The organism is Pseudoxanthobacter sp. M-2 (genome assembly GCF_046156265.1).
Classification (GTDB): domain Bacteria; phylum Pseudomonadota; class Alphaproteobacteria; order Rhizobiales; family Segnochrobactraceae; genus CAMDHY01.
Map to the genome: position 1 here is coordinate 1 of NZ_JAWDIR010000017.1, position 15,817 is coordinate 15,817.

The window sequence follows — 15,817 nt, forward strand, 5'->3', positions numbered from 1 at the left end:
GCGGCTGCCGCCGAACAACACTTCGATGCCGAAGGCGGCTCCGACGGCGAAGCGGACCGCCAGCGGCCGGCGGGACGCAACGAGCAGCGGCATGCCGTCGGCGTTGCCGGCGGAAACGAGACCGCTGCAGCGAACGCGGCGAAGGCGTGCCACGAGCGGTTTCGACCTTGTCCGCCCGCCCCACGATCACCCGTGCCGCAAGCCCGGCGGCGACCGCCGACGACCGAAACGACGAGCCCGACGGGGCGCGAGTTCGTTGTGCCCCTCGTGCCGGCAGGCGCGTCGAACCGTTCCGATCCCGATGAGGGACTCACATGCGATGCACTTGAGGTGAGAGCTTTAGTTCGACGCCGCTTTGATGCGATTGAGCACCTTTCCCTCAAGATCTTCGATCCCGGCCGGGACGCTCGGCATGAATTTCAGATTCGCCAACGCCTCGTCGTCGAAGGCGGCCTTGACCGCCGCTCTCGAGCCTTCCGGCAAGAGCTCGATCGAGTTCTTCACCGCGCCGATCGACCCGGTCGATTCCGAGACCATGGTGATGATCTCCGGCTGCAGCATGAAGTTGATCCACTTGTAGGCCGCGTCGTCCGCCTCGCCTTTGGCCGGGATGGTGAACGTGTCGATCCAGGCCAGCGCGCCGGTGCGGGTGGGAATGAAGCGGATGTCCGGATTCTGATTGTAGAGCTTGAATGCCGTCGAGTCCCAGGCATCGGACAGCACGACTTCTCCGGAAAGCAGCAGACTGGATAGATCTTCGGCGCCCGTCCAGTACGTCTTCAGGTTCTCCTTGCAGGCGATCAGCTTGGGCTCCACTTCGTCCAGGATCGCCTGGTAGGCGGCGAGGTCGTTGTAGGCGGCGAACGGATCCTTACCCATGTCGAATGCCATGCCGAGCAGGAGCGCCCGCTTGAGACGCATTGATACACGCCCCTTGTATTTCGGGTCGCACAGATCGCTCCAGCCTTTGACGTCCGGTGCCTTGGAGATGTCCGCGACGAGCCCCTGCGTGCCCCAGACGTGCGGCACGGAGTAGATCTCGCCGTCGATCTGGGCGTTTTCCTCCATCGCCTCCATCATGTTGGGCTGGAGGACCGTGGTGTCGATCTTCGACAGGTCGATCGGCTTGTAGATGCCGTACTCGGTCTGCGCAGCGACGATGCGGGACACGCTCGGCTGCGCCAGGTCAAAGCCGGATCCTCCCGTGGCTCGGAGCTTCGCGACGATTTCTTCGTTGTTGGAAAGCGTCACCTCGACATCGATATCGGGGTATTTCTGCTCGAAGAGCTCTATCACCGCGTCTGGAGCATAGCCTCCCCACGTCAGCAGCCGGAGCGTTTCCGCTTCGCTCGTCGTCGAGCCGGAAACGATCGCGGCTCCTGCGAGCAGCCCAGTGACCACGTACTTCATCGCGCATCTCCTGTTGGTAACCGTTCAACCTCACGCCACGACACTTACCCTTTACGCGCCTCTACCACGAAATATGGTGTTCCAGAAAGATCCTCCGCCACTCCCGGATAGAAGGCAGAAATATTATGATGGTCTATCTCAAAATAATACATGATCGGATAGGGTATTCTTGTGTACTCGGCCGGGATGGATGCGCGATACTCCTGCGCGCGCCAGGCCATCTCGACGCTGCACCACGATTGCGATTGGTCGACATGGCGATAGTGAAGGGTGACCGCGCGCCGTGACGCGCCAAACGGGCGAAACGAGATATCGAGCGCCTCGCCGCGGACAAAGGCCGGCGGGGGCGTATGCCGGCCCGGTAGCAGCTGGCACGCCGACCATTTCAGGATGCGTTCGATATGCAGTCCGGCCAATGGGCCCGTGCCTGGCCTTGTTTGCCTGCCCTCGGCCACGATGGCCTCCATGTCGGACAAGTCCTTCTCGATCGCCGGCAACCGATCGTCCCATCGCCCCCGCAGCCAGGAGTGGGGACCAAAGGTGATGTCGGGCACATAGATGTCCGCGCAGATCCTCGCGGCCTCGGCCCAGGCGTCGCGGGCCTTTCGATAGTGATCGATCGCCTGACCGGCCGAACGGCCGTCGCCGGAAAGCAGGTAGTACTCCCAGAACACCGCCGCCCGGACCTTCTCGGCGAAGAACCGACCGATCGCCGCCAGGATCGTGACGTCCACTGCAACGAGACGCAGTTCGCTGCCCGGATCTCGCGCCGCTCCCATGGCACGCGCAATTTCGGTGCCGGCTGTACTGGCGTGCCGATCGAGCCAGTTTGCCCAGGTCAGCGGCCCATATCTCCGGACCCGCCGACCGTCGTGAAGGCATGATGCAAATTCGCTCGGCGACATGAACAGCCGCGGGTCGCACGACCCGACGGTACCGAAGCGCGCCGGAGCGGTGAGTTCGTAGCCATAAGGCAGCCGCGGCGCCTCATGCACGATCGACATGTTCTCGTACATTTCCGGCCAATAGGAGTTGTTCGATGCCGTCGGTGTATGAGCGAGCGTGATCAGGGGCAGGATGCGGCTCGCTGCGGCGAGCGCCGTGCCGCAACTTTCGGCGGCCTCTCCGAACTTCGATTTCAGATAGCGCTGGAAGGCCTCGGGGTCCGCTTCTGGGTTGAACAGCGATCGGCCCCAGACCCGGTAGGTGTACTCGAACTTCTGCCAGTCGAACCGGGTCGTCAGATGCTTGTCCTGGTAGCCGGTCCGGCTGCCGGCCCTTCCGGTCCCCATGCGCCCCTTGAAGGACAGCGGCTCACAGAGCTCCACGCCCTGGGCACCGCAGAACGTCGCATTGTGGCCGTATCCGCCGGCCAGCGCCGCATCGCCCCAAAGCAAGACGCGTATCGTTCCCGGCCATATGCGAAAGATAACCGCGTATCGGCGATCCTCACGCAGAAGATCACCATAGCTGTAGCGAAGGAATTTTCGCGTTCCCTCGCTGAATTTCCATTTGCCGGCGTGCGTCTCGGCGTCATGCCCGGCATAGAGCGTCGTCATGTCTCGCCCCACCGCCTGGTCGGCGGGCGTGCCGCCATGGACGGGAAGCTCGAGCGCGCGGATGGATGCCTGGTGGTAGGGCAACCCCAAGTGCTCGGAGGTATATTTCGGGGAGACGCCCACCGGCATGCCTGTCGCCAGCGCAATGTCGATCAGCGTCTCATCGATCCCCTTGGCGTGCAGATCGAGGCGGACGGTGCGTCCCGCCGCCTTCACCGCTGAAAAATAGGTGCGCCAGAAGTCGTAGTCGCCTTCGGCGATCCCGCTTTCCACGTGGACGCGCAACGTCAGCCCGCTGATCTGCGGAACCTCCGCCAGGATCATCGCCAGTGAATCGCGGCAATATCGAGCGATGTTCTCCGGCCCGAGACCGGTGATCCGGTGCCTGGCGTTCGGGCAGTTGTCGAAGTCGTAGCTCTGCGTCCAGAGCGCCAATTGAAACTCGAGGCCGCGCCGATCGGCTTCGCGACCAATGAATTTCAGCGTGTCGAGGTTTCGGCTGCGTTCCTCTTCGGTGAGATTCGAGATCTCGACATCGTGGCCAGCGGCGGTAACAAGAAAGGGGTAGGCCAAGTGGAAATAGACGTCTGATACAAATTCGTTGCCGTATGGATAATTGTATTGTTTTCCAAAGGTCAACGATATCCGGTTGAAGCGATGAGTTGCCAGTAGCGTCAGGTATTCCTCCCATCCTTCCCGATCGTGAAACCAGGGGAGGTCCTCAATTTCGCTCTGGAAGCACTTGGAAATGCTCCGAACCTTGGCGGTCGGTGTTTCCACCATCGGAACCGCGAACACGAGGGCATCGGAAGCCGGCGACGTGAAGCGGACCCGGTCCGCGAGTTCGGTGAGCGCGTAGACGAGGCCACGAACGTCCGCCCCATAGACGTAGAGGTGATTAACGCCTTCTTCCGGCGCCCGGAAGAGAGCAAACGATTCTGCCTCGGGAGGAAGCTCGACTCCGCAAAGCGCGCCGATCCGCATGATCTCTTCACTCGGAGTGAGCGCCAGCACGATACAAGTTCCATGACCGGTCCCGCCGAAGGACTTGTCCACCCTGAGAAGCGCCACGCTACGTTCGCCGAGCCGGGATTCGAACTCCCCGAGCGCCCACGAGACCTGTGGAATTGCCGTGAGATCCGTGGCCCCTAGGCAACTGAAAACTATCGTGCTGCTCGAGTTGGCTGAGGCGTTAACTGTGCGGTTCATGCTATTCGGTCAGTATCCGGTAATATCCGCCGCCTATCGGGGATGGTGAGATGCTAGGTGACAAAAACTGAGGGTGAAAACGAATATTCTCGTTGCGCTTGATCGCAAATTCCGATCAAGGCGCCTGAATGAGGAGGGTTTCGCTCAAGCGGCCCAATGCACCGGCAAGTGAAGGCTGACCTTTTCCCCGCCGATTCGTTGTTCTATACAATTAGTGATTGCAGGATGAAACTGGGCGTCGAGAAGCTCTAGCGGGCTGTTGAAGAAGGCAGGGTTCGGCGGCTCGTTTTCGCTTGCAGGCAGCGTTTGCGGTGATGGAATGCGGGTTGTGGGCAGGTCGGCGCCGATGATGCGTGGCCCGGTCGTCTTGGCGCCTCGACGAGGAGCGCTGCATCGACGGACCGATCGCCCCGCTCAAGCCGGCGCCGTCAGTAGCTTCGGCAAGCGGACGAGGTTGTAGGCGGCGGCGAAGGTGAAGGCCATTCCGACCCGGTCGAAGCCGCGCAGCTTCGGCCGATGGAGGCCGGCCACCGCCTTCATCCAGCCGACGCCCACCTCGATGCGCTTGCGGACCCCATGGGTCGCGGCATAGCCGGGGGATGCGGGTGGTGCGGCCATCGATCGCCGAGCGGCCGCGGCCGCGGGTGAGGTTCTGCGCCACGTGCGGACGCACGTTCATCGAGCGCAACTCGTTGACGAAGTCGGCGGCGTCGTAGCCGCGGTCGGCGCCGAGCGTGATGGGTCGAGGCCGATCGGCAGGCGGCTCGATCATCGCAAGCGCTGCCAACCGCCCTCCCAAATACGGGAAGAGTGAATTCAGACATCCGACGCACGAGCAGTTGCTTCAACAAACGGCTAGAGCGCGACCAGTTCAACCGCGCCACCCATCCCGGCCATTCATTCCCGAAGGCGTGGCGCTTGCGTTCGCGGCAATGCAATGGCCAGAAGGATCAGCCGCGTTCGCGACCGGTCTTTCTCCTTCAAAAATGCGACCTTAATGCCGACGTTGCGCAGGAAAGTCGACGCGCAGCGTAAACGGCCGGCCAAGGCGCGAGCGCCATCGGGCCAGGACTTCGCTTTGGCAACGCGCTCACCTGCCATCTCGTCCAAGGCGCCCAGCAGTTCCGAGGCGGTTCCAGTCCATTCCGTCCTCGCGCTCATCATGGCGCGCACAGCGGCGGCGATCGGATCTGCCTCGATCACATCGTCCACAGCTTCGTCGCGGTTGCCGCAATAGGCCGACCAGAAGGTGCCAGAAGGCCAGAGTGCGGTCTCGCAGGCCGTCGCCCACAAAGCGAAGTCGGCCATGCGCGGCAGCTTGGCGAGCTTCGTGCGCGGCAACTCGGCCAAGCCCTTGGCTACCGCGTCAAGCAGCGCGCCGAGGATGCGCGGACGTTCGGCCTAGAATTCCGCCCACAGCTCCTGTTCCGGACGGCGGCGCTCCTCGGGGATCGGCTCGAGCGTCAGGAACACGGCGCGATCGGCGAGATCGGGCCGCGTGACGATATCCTCGATCCCATTCAGGACCACTGGCCGGGAGGCGTCGAAGAGCACTTCATCCTGATCGGCATAAAGTTGGCGCACCGCGAAGCCGCCGCCCGTGGCGAGGCGGCAAAGCGTGTCCGAAAGCCACGGCGGCAGGCCGGAAACGTTGTCAAAGGCGAGCACATGGCCGTTGCCGGCGGCGATGAAAAGGTCGCGGTCCTCGCGTGGCAAGGCCCGCAGGGGCGCGGTATTCGGGTCAACAAGCGCCCGAAGAATCGCCGAGAAGGTGCTTTTCGCTGATCCCTGCTCGCCCGACAGAGCGATCACCGGGGAGGACCATGATGGCGCAGGCAGGCAAGGAGCCAAGCGACCACTAGCACGAAGTCGTCATCGGATTGGACGTTCAGGAAAATTCGCAGTGCATCCACGGATCCGCCGGTGACCGGCGTCGGCAGGTTTTGCATCCCGGAAGAGCGCCTGAAGCGTACGGGCGGCTCGTCGATCACCCGCCAACCCTGGGAGTCAATCTCAACCACCTGCCATTCCTCATTGCAGAGGTCGAGATAGATGCGGCCATCCAGCCCGCCGAGGCGGACGTAGACGATACGTTCCGGCCCACCGTAGTGCGCCTTGGCCTCAAGGACATTCAGTGCGGACTGTCTTGCCTCGGAGCTAGGGGCGCCGTTAGTTTCCTCATAACAGCGCCTAACAAGCCAGTTGCTAAATCCCTTGGATCTGATCGGCCAGGTCTCACGGCGGCCGTTGATGAGAAGGTCGGCATAGGGAACGCCGTCCGGCGCATGGAAAAGAACGGCCTCTGAAGCGAGTTCAATGAGGATGTCCGACTGAGCCGGTCGCCCTTACGGGTGTGGCTCGGCGACATGGCATCGCCGTTCGGCGAGAAAATCAGGCCCCGCAGCAGCGAGGGGCCGGCGAGCCGGGTCTTGTTCGCCGTCGTCCGCGGACTCTCGCCCATGATGGCGTGGACTTGGCTCCAAAGGTCGAGGCCGATGATGGCCTCGTGCTCCCGGGATAAGCGACGCCTTTGTGAACGGCATCGCCAACGTAGACCCGGTTGTTCAGGAGTTTGTAGAGCGAGCCCTTGGCTAGCCGGTGTCCGCAGCGGCTGCGGATTCCTGCCGCCATAAGCTCCCGCATCAGCAGCATGATCGAGCCGAGTTTCACGAAGCGGTCGAAGATCAGGCGGACTGTGGCCGCCTCCTCCTCGCGGATGACGAGCTTGCGGTTCTCGACCCGGTAGCCGAGCGGCACGGAGCCGCCCATCCACATCCCCTTCTTGCGAGATGCCGCCACCTTGTCGCGGATGCGTTCGCCGATTACCTCCCGCTCGAACTGGGCGAACGAGAGCAGGACCTTCAGCGTCAGACGCCCCATCGAGGTGGTGGTGTTGAACGATTGCGTGACGCTTACGAAGGTGACGCCGCGCCGCTCGAACACGTCGACCAGCTTGGCAAAATCCATCAGAGAGCGCGAAAGGCGGTCGATCTTGTAGACCACGACAACGTCGACCTTGCCGAGCTCGATGTCAGCGATGAGCCACTTCAGCGCCGGGCGCTCGAGCGTGCCGCCCGAGATGCCGCCGTCGTCGTACCGGTCGGGGACAGCGATCCAGCCCTCCGCCTTCTGGCTCACGACATAGGCCGCACACGCCTCGCGCTGGGCGTCGAGGCTGTTGAACTCCATGTCCAGGCCCTCCTCGGAGGACTTGCGGGTGTAGATCGCGCAGCGGACCTTCGGCACGACCTTCCGGACGGGATGCGATGCGGAGGTGGTCCGGCTCATGCTCCCCTCCCCGCACTCTTCAGGCCGAAGAACACCCAGCCGTTCCACTTCACCCCGGTGATGGCGTGGGCGATCGCCGACAGCGACCTGTAGGGCCGGCCCTGATACTCGAAGCCTTCGATGGTCACCGTCACGATGTGCTCGACGCCCTGGAACTCGCGCAGGAGCCTCGTGCCGGCAATCGGCTTGCGGTCGTTGCGGATCCGCCGGGTCTTCGGATCCATGTTCTCGACGTTCCGAGCCAGCGCATCGAGGCGTTTCACCGTTTCTGGCTTCAGCCCGCCATAGGCGAGCTCCTGGATCCGGTAGGCCAGGCGGCTCTCTAGGTAGCGCCGATTGTAGGGCGGCGCCTCCACCCCATAGAGCTCGCGCCACATCGTCTTCAGCTCGGGCGTCGGCGTCGTCTTGATGGCGGCAAGGCGCGCCAGCACGGGGTTATCCATGGTCGGTCTCCGTCGACTGCGGGCCGACATGACCGCTCTGGTCGCGAATGAAGGGAAGGCAACTCTCTCCACGGTCCCGTGAGTGTGCCGCGGACACACTGTCGCGGCGCTGGCGCAGACGGACGATGGCGAGGGCGAGGAGCCCGGCGGCCTCGTCGAGCCGCTCGGCGTCGCTCATCAGGTCGGGGCGCAGAGTATTGGAGCCGGACGCAGTGTGATTATCTGAAAAATTTCTCATGAACAAAACACTCCTAGACTGCTACTACATAACAAGCGTAATCAGTCTAGGCTAATAAACGCGTGAAATCATTCGAATCCACTCGAAAGGCTTAGGTAATTCGGAGTATGATAACTTTTTCGTCGATAGGGCGTGACCATCGCTGTCGCCAGCCGGCAGATCCGCGGTCTTCACGGAGGCGTACGTTCGCGCGCGGACTCCATCGCGGTGGCGCCCCACTCTGCGGTGCGGGCTGCCGGCCGCGGAAGACGATCGGGCTAGATATTCTGCCCGCCCGAAACCTCTATGCGCTGGGCGGTAACCCAGTGATTGTCGGGGCGGAGGAGGCTGGCGATGGCCGGACCGACATCGTCTGGCTTGCCGACGCGACCAAGCGCGGTCACCGCCGCGAAGGCTTCATTGTAAGCCGGCGTGTCGCGCACCGCGCCGCCGAGGAAGTCCGTCTCGATGGCGCCGGGGGCGACCGTATTCGCGGTGATCCCACGGTGACCGAGCTCCTTGGCCATGTAGAGGCTTAGGATTTCGACAGCGCCTTTTGCCGCAGAATAGGCGGAAAAGCCGGGAAACGAAACGCGCGTGAGACCCGACGAGAAGTTCACGATCCGACCGCCGCTCGCCATCAGTGGTAAGAGGGCCTGCGTCAGAAAGAAGACGCCCTTCACGTGCACGTTGAACAGGTGGTCGAACTGCTCCTCCGTGGTCTCGCTGAAGGCCGCCATCTCGCCGTGACCGGCGTTATTGATCAGGTGATCGAAGTCCTCCCGTCCCGAGGCCGCAAGCGCCGTGCGTACACGCTCGGCGAAATCCGGGAACCCGGACATGGCGGCCGTGTCGAGCTGCAGGGCGACCGCCCGTCGGCCCAGCGCCGCGATCTCCGCGACGACTGCGTCCGCCTCGGCGGCGCGGCTGCGGTAGGTGAGGATCACGTCGCCGCCCTGGCGTGCGATGCTGAGAGCGGTATTGCGGCCGAGGCCGCGGCTGCCGCCGGTCACGATTGAAACGGTCGTCATGGGAAGTCTCCTGTGTTTTATGCTGCGTGAATTCGCGACGCGATCACGGTGCGCGGCTGGCGCACACGAGCGGCCCGGCAGGGTGATGCTGCCCGGATTTCTTGACGTGGCAGGTAGGAGGCGAAGTACCGGCGATAGCCGCACCCGTCGCTTCCGCGGTTCCTCTTCCGCGGCCGAGCGGCTGCGTGGACGGCAAGCCACCTACTGCAGGTAGACGAGCTTTGTTCGCTGGTAAGGCTCGAGTAGCTCGATACCGCCTTCAGTATCGATGCCACTTTCCTTCCAGCCGCCGAGCGCAGCCTCCGGATAGTGGGTAACAGGCCCGTTGACCCCGACCACACCGTACTGAAGAGCATCGACCAGCCGGCGCTGCCGGCGCGCGTCGTGGGTGACCACATACGAAGCAAGGCCGAAATCGGGACGGTTCGCCCGCTCGAGCATGGCTGCCTCATCTGCGAACGGGAGGATCGGAGCGACCGGCCCGAAGGGCTCCTGGTGGAGGATCTCGGCCTCGTCCGGCACATCGGTGATCACGGTGGGCGCGAAAAAGAACCCCCGCTGTCCGATCCGCGCTCCGCCGGCGAGGATCGACGCGCCGCGAGATTGCGCGTCCTCCACCAGCTTCTCGATCGCCGCCACGCGCCGCCTGTTCGCGAGCGGGCCCATCTCGGTCGTCGGATCGGTACCAACCCCGACCCGCAGCGCCTTTGCACGTTCGACGAAGCGCGCAGTGAAGCGCTCGGCGATCGGCGCTTCGACGAAGAACCGGGACGGACTGAGACAGATCTGGCCGGCGTTGCTGAACTTTGCGGCCGAAAGCATATCCGCCGCCCATTCCGGATCGACGCCACCACAGACAATCACCGGCGCGTGGCCGCCAAGCTCCATGGTGACGGACTTCACCTCCGCACCAGCAGCGGCGGCAAGGCGCTTGCCGACCGGGATCGAGCCCGTGAAGGTGATCTTGGCGACTTCGCGGGCGGCGATGAGATCGGCGGAGACTTGTTCCGGATCGCCGAACACGACCGCAATAGCCGCCGGCGCAACACCGGCCTCGAGCAATGCTCGCGCCATCACCAGCACCGGCCCGGGTGTTTCCTCCGAGGGCTTGCAAATGATCGCGCAACCGGCCCCGAGGGCACCGGCGAACTTTTTCGCGGCGAGAGCCATGGGGAAGTTCCACGGGGTGAAGGCCGCGACGATGCCAACGGGATGCGACTGGATCTCCATGCGGCTGCCGCGTGTGCGGCCGGCGACATGCCGATCGGCTATCCGCCGTGCCTGTTCGCCTCCCCACTCGAGGAAGTCCGCAGAGCGTTCGACCTCGACGCGGGCCTCGGCGATGGGCTTGCCCTGTTCCCGCGTGATGGTGCGGGCAGCCGCCTCTAGGTCGGTCCGAAGGATGTCGGCAGCTTTCTTCAGGATGCCGCCGCGTTCCCAGGGAGGCGTGCCCGCCCACTCGCGCGAGCCTCGCGCCGCCACGTCGACCGCCTCACGGAGATCGCCGGCCGAAGCGTAGGACACCTCGCCGATCTTCTCTTCTGTCGCCGGGTTGACGATGTCGCCTGCCTCACCCTTTGACCCGGCGCGCTCGATGCCATCTATGAGCAGGCGGTACTCGTTGGGCATGGGCAGCTCCGGTTCTGCGGCAGGCTTGCGCCGTCCAGGAGCGGGCCATCCTCTGTGCTGGCATTGGTGGCCTCGCCCTCGCCGCCGTTTCATAGCAACCGAGGTTGGCCGGCAGAACGACTTCCTTTATAGATCAGCCATACCTTGAAGGCATGGGTGCCCATGGAGCTGCGCCACCTCAGATACTTCGTCGCGGTCGCCGAGGAGGGCAGCCTGACGGTGGCGGCCGAACGGCGGCTGTTCACAGCGCAGCCGTCCCTCAGCCGACAGCTCCGAGACCTCGAAGCCGAGGTCGGCGCTCAGCTCTTCATCCGCAATTCTCGTGGCGTCGAACTCACCAAGGCCGGAAGTGCCTTCCTCGCTCACGCCCGGCTGGCGTTGGAGTCGGCAGGGGAGGCAGTGGCGGCAGCGAGGCGCGCAGCCCGTCCGGCCAAACCCAGCTTTGCCGTAGGTTTCCTCACCGGGCAGGAGGTGGAGTGGCTTCGGCACGTCACGCACGTGCTACAGCCGCAGCTGAGAGACATCGATTTTCGTGTATCCAGCGATTTCTCACCTGCCGTTGGTGAAGCCATCCAACGCGGGGACATCGATCTCGGCATCTGCCGCCTGGAGCCGCATCCCGATGTGACGTACAAGGTCATCGACCACGAGCCTATCCTGGTGTTCCTGCCGAGAGACCATCCTCTCGCGGCCTGCTCTGCCATCGATACGCGCGACATCGATCCCGCATTGTTCATTGGCTACTCCACGACCACGCATATCCTGCGAGGTATTGTCGATCGCTATTTCCGCGATCGCGGGATCGCCATGTTGCCGACCCGCTTTCTCGACGGCGTCGCCACCGGGATTTCGCTGGTTGCTTCGACGGGCGGCGTAACGCTGTTGCCGGCCTATGTGGAGAAAATGTTGCCGCGCTCGGTCGTGAGCAGGCCGCTCACCGGCAATGCTCCAGTGATCGAGATCGCAGCAGGCTACCGGGCTGACAACCCTTCCCCCGTCCTGCAGTTCTTCCTTGAGCATCTCGAGCAGCTCATCGCCTCACGAGCTGGGGACGTTGCCCCCACCTGACGAGCACTGCGCCTGCAGCTCAACGCGGAGGACAAGCCGATCCTCTCCAAGTCCATGTCGCCGCAGCTCTCACCGCTGAAGCTGGTACGAAGCGCGAGTGGTTCTTCGGCCAGTCGCGTGTAGGACGAGTAAGTACTGGTCAGCCCGCCGGTAGCTCCACGCCCAACTTCTCCTTGATCGCCAGCATCCGGGTGGCCCGCGAGTATCCTGTGGACAAGGCCAAGCCACGGCAACTCCCAAGTAAGATGCCGAGCGGCAACACTGGCGTCACCGCACCACTCTAACGTCGTAAATCAGGCAATCCGCTGCAGCCGTGTCTCGCCCTCTTCCAGCTCTAGCAAGTGCCCAATCACGACGCTGCTGCCGAGCATCAGGTCGGCTTCGATCGCCCTTGCAAGCGCCACAGGGTCGCCTGCACGGATGGCCGCGAGTGCCGCGTCGTGCGGCGTGACGTCGTAGCTGTGGCGGGTCAGGTAGGGAAGCGAAATGACGGGAACGATCTGGCACCACAGGCTTTCGAGGATGCCGATCAGCACGGGGTTCTCGCTGCGACGATAGAGCCCAAAGTGGAACTCGACGCCGAGCCGCAGGGCGTCGTCGTAGCGGCCGAGGGCCTGCGCGGCGCAGAACTCAGACTGCAGCCGTTCCAGCGAAGCAATATCAGCCTCGGCGAGGTTCGGTAGGGCCGATGCTGCGGCGAGAGGTTCTAGCCTAAGGCGGACCTCGCGGATTTGCAGGTATTCGCGCGCCGTCGGCCGGCGGACCCGCACGTAGTGGCGGCTTTTGATCTCTATTGCGCGGTCTCGGACAAGCTGGAAGAGCGCCTCACGAACGGGCGTCTCGCTGGTGCCGAGGGAAGCGGCGAGTTCGCGCACTTTCAGGCGCTGATGCGGAAGCATCTGGCCGTGCATCAGGGCGTGCTGCAGGCGTCGGTAGATCTGCTCGACCAGGCTGCTCTGCTGCAGCGGCGACGCGAGGGCGAGCGGAACGTCGGCCATGCGGCTCCTGAGGATCGAAGTGAAAGGGTGACGGATCCTACCAAACTACAGGGATTAATGCCCAGGCGCGGACGCGCCCCGAAGCGCATATTGACTCTTGATATATCAGGTATCAGGCTGGAACTCAGCAGTGGAAGCGAGCCCGGCCCATGTCGAGACTGTTCACTCACCTCTTCTCCCCGCTCACCATTCGTGGCGTCGAGGTGCGCAATCGCATCCTCTCGACCGGGCATCACACCCTGCTCGCGCGCGACGGCAAGGCGCCGGACGAGCTCGTCGCCTACCACGAGGCGCGGGCGAGGGGTGGAGCGGGGCTGATCGTGCTGGAGTGTACGGCGGTGCACGAGACCGCCTTCTTCCACGGCACCTGCCTCAACGGCTTCACCGACGACTGCATCCCCGGCTTCCGGAAGCTGGCCGAGGTGATCCACGCGAACGGCGCGAAGACCTTCGGGCAGTTGTTCCACCCGGGCTGCGAGGTGATGGGGATCGCCAGCGACGGCACCCGAACCGTCGCCTACGCACCGTCCGCGGTGAAGCACGAGCGCTACCTCACCACCGCGGTGCCGATGTCGGGCGCGCTGATCGCAGACGTGATCGCATGCTACGGCGCCACCGCGGCCCGCATGATCGAGGCCGGGCTCGACGGCGTCGAGGTGATGGCGAGCCACGGCTACCTGCCGTCGCAGTTCCTCAACCCGCGCATCAACCGGCGCGAGGACGAGTGGGGCGGGTCGTTCCACAACCGCATCCGCTTCCTGCGCGAGATCGTCGCCGCCGTGCGGGCCGCGATTGGACCGGGGCCGGTGGTGGGGCTGCGCATTTCCGGCGACGAGGAGGACGCGCGCGGCCTGCACCTCGACGAGTGCCTGGCGGCGGTTGACGCGCTGCACGGCGAGCGCGCCTTCGACTACTACAACGTTACGGCGGGCTCCTCCTCCTCGGCGAAGGCGGTGGTCCACATCGTTCCGCCGATGAGCTTTGCCCCCGCCTACGTCGCGCCGTACGCGCGGAAGGTCCGTGATCGGGTCGACGTGCCGGTGTTCGTTGTCGGCCGCATCAACCAGCCGCACGAGGCCGAGACCGTCATCCGCAACGGCGACGCCGACATGTGCGGCATGACGCGCGCGATGATCTCCGACCCCGAGATGCCGCGGAAGGCGCGCGAGGACCGCACCGACGACATCCGCGCCTGTGTCGCCTGCAACCAGGCGTGCATTGGTCACCTCTATCTGGGCGCCCCTGTCTCGTGCATCCAGCGGCCCGAGACCGGTCGCGAGCGCCGGTTCGGATCGCCGCGCACGGCGGCAACGGTGCGTCGCGTCGCCGTCGTCGGCGGCGGGCCGGCGGGCATGAAGGCGGCGGCGGCCGCGGCGGAGCGCGGCCATCACGTGACGCTGTTCGAGGCCGGCCGGCGGCTCGGCGGGCAGGTCCTCTACGCCCAGATGTTGCCCGGGCGCGCCGAATTCGGCGGCGTCGTGACCAACCTCGCCCGCGAGGTCGAGCGCGCCCAGGTGCGGGTCGAACTCGGCGTGCGCGCGACGGCCGCCGACATTGTCGCAACCGGCGCCGACGCGGTGATCGTCGCCACCGGGGCGACGCCGATGCGACCCGACCTCGAGCTTTCCGACGGACGCGCAGTCTACGACGCCTGGCAGGTGCTGGACGGCGAGGCGCCGATCGGACGCCACGTCGCCATCGCCGACTGGCGCGGCGACTGGGTTGGCATGGGTCTCGCCGAGCGCTTCGTGCGCGAGGGCCGGCAGGTCACGCTCGCCACCTCCACCCAGGGCCCGGCCGTGAGCCTGATGCCCTACATCCGCGACCAGTGGGTGTCGCTGCTGCAAGGGCTCGGCGTGCGGTTCGTCAGCTATGCCCGTCCCTACGGCGCTGACGCCGCCGACGTCTATTTCGAGCACACGTACTCCGGCGAGGCGATCGTCGTTTCCGACGCCGACACCTTCGTCGTGTCCTACGGCAACGAGCCGCGGCCCAGCCCCTTTGAGGGCGACGATCTCGGCGGAGCAACGGTGCGGCTCATCGGCGACGCCGCCTCGCCCCGCACCGTCGAGGAGGCCGTTCTCGAAGGCCTGGTTGCGGCCGACGCCATCGGCCGGACCTGAGGAGGATCGACTTGCCAGCCAAGCACTTCAAGTACGGCGATCTTGACCTGACGTATTCCGAGCGGGGCTCGTTCCTGTCCGAGTATGTCGACAAGCGCGACAGCGAGCACTTCGCGGCCGGAGTGGCCTCGTTCCGCGACGCCGACATCCCGTTCCGCATCTGGTACGACGAGGTCATCTCCTGCCTGTCGACCGAGAACGGCCTCGAAATCGTCATCGACGGGACAAGCCATGTGCTGTCCGCCGGTGACGCGATCTGGATCCCGAAGGACACCGACCTCGTCTATCGATCCGTCGGCACGTCCGTCTTCTTCTACGCCGTCAGCCCAGCCGACTGGAAGGACCGCCGTCCGGCCTGAGTGAATCCACCCGCCGAAGCAGAAACCAAACAGAGAGAGGGGAAGACAATGACGTATCGTACCGCCGCGCCGCGTCCCGCGCGCACCCTGGTGACCCACCTGCGAGCGGCCTTGCTCGCCACGGCAACCTTGGCCGCCGGCATCGGTGGCATCGGCGTCGCCTCCGCCCAGGACGCACCGCTTGTCATTGCCCGCAACATGGACCTGGATTCGCTCGATCCGCATCGCGGTTTCTGCGACACCTGCCAGATCTACTTCTCCAACGTCTACGAGACGCTGGTGTCTCTCGGCGCTGACAACAGGACGATCGGTCCGAACATCGCCGCCTCGTGGGAAGTGAACGACGACCAGACGGTCCTGACGTTCAAGCTCAACCCGGCCGCCAAGTTCGCCGACGGGTCGCCGGTCGAGGCGAAGGACGTGAAGTGGTCGCTGGAGCGGCTGAAGGGAATCAAGAGCAATCCGTCCTATCTGATGGAGTCG

13 protein-coding genes and 2 pseudogenes are annotated in these 15,817 nt (G+C 64.6%); 4 read left to right on the forward strand and 11 right to left on the reverse strand.

Translation table 11 applies throughout. The features are described from left to right. Positions 1 to 339 precede the first annotated feature (339 nt). The 10 genes and pseudogenes from RUR49_RS11435 to RUR49_RS11480 all read right to left on the reverse strand — a co-directional run bounded on the left by RUR49_RS11435 (position 340) and on the right by RUR49_RS11480 (position 10,786). A complete protein-coding gene (locus tag RUR49_RS11435) occupies positions 340 to 1,410 on the reverse strand; it encodes an extracellular solute-binding protein (protein ID WP_409146513.1) in 1,071 nt (356 codons plus the stop codon). 44 nt (positions 1,411 to 1,454) lie between these two features. Continuing rightward, positions 1,455 to 3,983 carry a hypothetical protein gene (locus RUR49_RS11440; RefSeq protein WP_409146514.1) on the reverse strand — a complete coding sequence of 843 codons (2,529 nt, stop codon included), beginning with the start codon at positions 3,981 to 3,983 and terminating at the stop codon, positions 1,455 to 1,457. Between the two features lie 609 nt (positions 3,984 to 4,592). After that, positions 4,593 to 4,968: pseudogene (locus RUR49_RS11445) on the reverse strand (transposase); the annotation flags it as partial. Between the two features lie 107 nt (positions 4,969 to 5,075). After that, on the reverse strand, positions 5,076 to 5,528 hold the full coding sequence (locus RUR49_RS11450) for a hypothetical protein (protein ID WP_409146515.1): 453 nt from the start codon (positions 5,526 to 5,528) through the stop codon (positions 5,076 to 5,078). A gap of 51 nt (positions 5,529 to 5,579) precedes the next feature. After that, on the reverse strand, positions 5,580 to 5,990 hold the full coding sequence (locus tag RUR49_RS11455) for a hypothetical protein (protein ID WP_409146516.1): 411 nt from the start codon (positions 5,988 to 5,990) through the stop codon (positions 5,580 to 5,582). 514 nt (positions 5,991 to 6,504) lie between these two features. Next, positions 6,505 to 7,466, reverse strand: a pseudogene (locus RUR49_RS11460) (recombinase family protein); the annotation flags it as partial. Further along, positions 7,463 to 7,909: a DUF2924 domain-containing protein gene (locus RUR49_RS11465; protein WP_409146517.1), complete on the reverse strand. Its 447-nt coding sequence runs from the start codon at positions 7,907 to 7,909 to the stop codon at positions 7,463 to 7,465. The pseudogene RUR49_RS11460 and the gene RUR49_RS11465, both read right to left, overlap by 4 nt. After that, positions 7,902 to 8,147, reverse strand: coding sequence for a hypothetical protein (locus RUR49_RS11470; RefSeq protein ID WP_409146518.1), 246 nt, complete (start codon positions 8,145 to 8,147; stop codon positions 7,902 to 7,904). Before RUR49_RS11470 ends, RUR49_RS11465 begins: the two co-directional genes overlap by 8 nt. A 257-nt stretch (positions 8,148 to 8,404) precedes the next feature. Continuing rightward, positions 8,405 to 9,157 (reverse strand): SDR family NAD(P)-dependent oxidoreductase, encoded by a 753-nt coding sequence (locus tag RUR49_RS11475; RefSeq protein WP_409146519.1) that lies wholly within the window; start codon positions 9,155 to 9,157, stop codon positions 8,405 to 8,407. Between the two features lie 201 nt (positions 9,158 to 9,358). Further along, entirely contained in the window at positions 9,359 to 10,786 is a 1,428-nt protein-coding gene (locus RUR49_RS11480; protein ID WP_409146520.1) for an NAD-dependent succinate-semialdehyde dehydrogenase, read from the reverse strand. A 162-nt stretch (positions 10,787 to 10,948) separates the two neighbouring features. Between RUR49_RS11480 and RUR49_RS11485 the strand changes: the two genes are divergently transcribed. Then, positions 10,949 to 11,854: a LysR substrate-binding domain-containing protein gene (locus RUR49_RS11485; protein ID WP_409146521.1), complete on the forward strand. Its 906-nt coding sequence runs from the start codon at positions 10,949 to 10,951 to the stop codon at positions 11,852 to 11,854. A gap of 293 nt (positions 11,855 to 12,147) precedes the next feature. Here the strand turns inward: RUR49_RS11485 and RUR49_RS11490 are convergent, their stop codons facing one another. Next, positions 12,148 to 12,852, reverse strand: coding sequence for a GntR family transcriptional regulator (locus RUR49_RS11490; RefSeq protein WP_409146522.1), 705 nt, complete (start codon positions 12,850 to 12,852; stop codon positions 12,148 to 12,150). 149 nt (positions 12,853 to 13,001) lie between these two features. On the opposite strand from RUR49_RS11490, the gene RUR49_RS11495 reads away from it, so the two are divergent. The 3 genes from RUR49_RS11495 to RUR49_RS11505 form a co-directional block, all read left to right on the forward strand. Continuing rightward, on the forward strand, positions 13,002 to 14,975 hold the full coding sequence (locus tag RUR49_RS11495; RefSeq protein ID WP_409146523.1) for an FAD-dependent oxidoreductase: 1,974 nt from the start codon (positions 13,002 to 13,004) through the stop codon (positions 14,973 to 14,975). An 11-nt stretch (positions 14,976 to 14,986) separates the two neighbouring features. After that, complete coding sequence (locus RUR49_RS11500; RefSeq protein WP_409146524.1) at positions 14,987 to 15,334, forward strand: hypothetical protein; 348 nt, start codon at positions 14,987 to 14,989, stop codon at positions 15,332 to 15,334. Positions 15,335 to 15,382: 48 nt separating this feature from the next. After that, positions 15,383 to 15,817, forward strand: a 435-nt coding sequence (locus tag RUR49_RS11505; RefSeq protein ID WP_409146525.1) for an ABC transporter substrate-binding protein, incomplete at its 3' end; no start/stop codon positions are given.

Excerpts from the sequence above, each read along its gene's own strand:
- RUR49_RS11435 (WP_409146513.1), bottom strand. The coding sequence starts at position 1,410 with ATGAAGTACGTGGTCACTGGGCTGCTCGCAGGAGCCGCGATCGTTTCC.
- RUR49_RS11465 (WP_409146517.1), bottom strand. The coding sequence starts at position 7,909 with ATGGATAACCCCGTGCTGGCGCGCCTTGCCGCCATCAAGACGACGCCG.
- RUR49_RS11470 (WP_409146518.1), bottom strand. The coding sequence starts at position 8,147 with ATGAGAAATTTTTCAGATAATCACACTGCGTCCGGCTCCAATACTCTG.
- RUR49_RS11475 (WP_409146519.1), bottom strand. The coding sequence starts at position 9,157 with ATGACGACCGTTTCAATCGTGACCGGCGGCAGCCGCGGCCTCGGCCGC.
- RUR49_RS11480 (WP_409146520.1), bottom strand. The coding sequence starts at position 10,786 with ATGCCCAACGAGTACCGCCTGCTCATAGATGGCATCGAGCGCGCCGGG.
- RUR49_RS11485 (WP_409146521.1), top strand. The coding sequence starts at position 10,949 with ATGGAGCTGCGCCACCTCAGATACTTCGTCGCGGTCGCCGAGGAGGGC.
- RUR49_RS11490 (WP_409146522.1), bottom strand. The coding sequence starts at position 12,852 with ATGGCCGACGTTCCGCTCGCCCTCGCGTCGCCGCTGCAGCAGAGCAGC.
- RUR49_RS11495 (WP_409146523.1), top strand. The coding sequence starts at position 13,002 with ATGTCGAGACTGTTCACTCACCTCTTCTCCCCGCTCACCATTCGTGGC.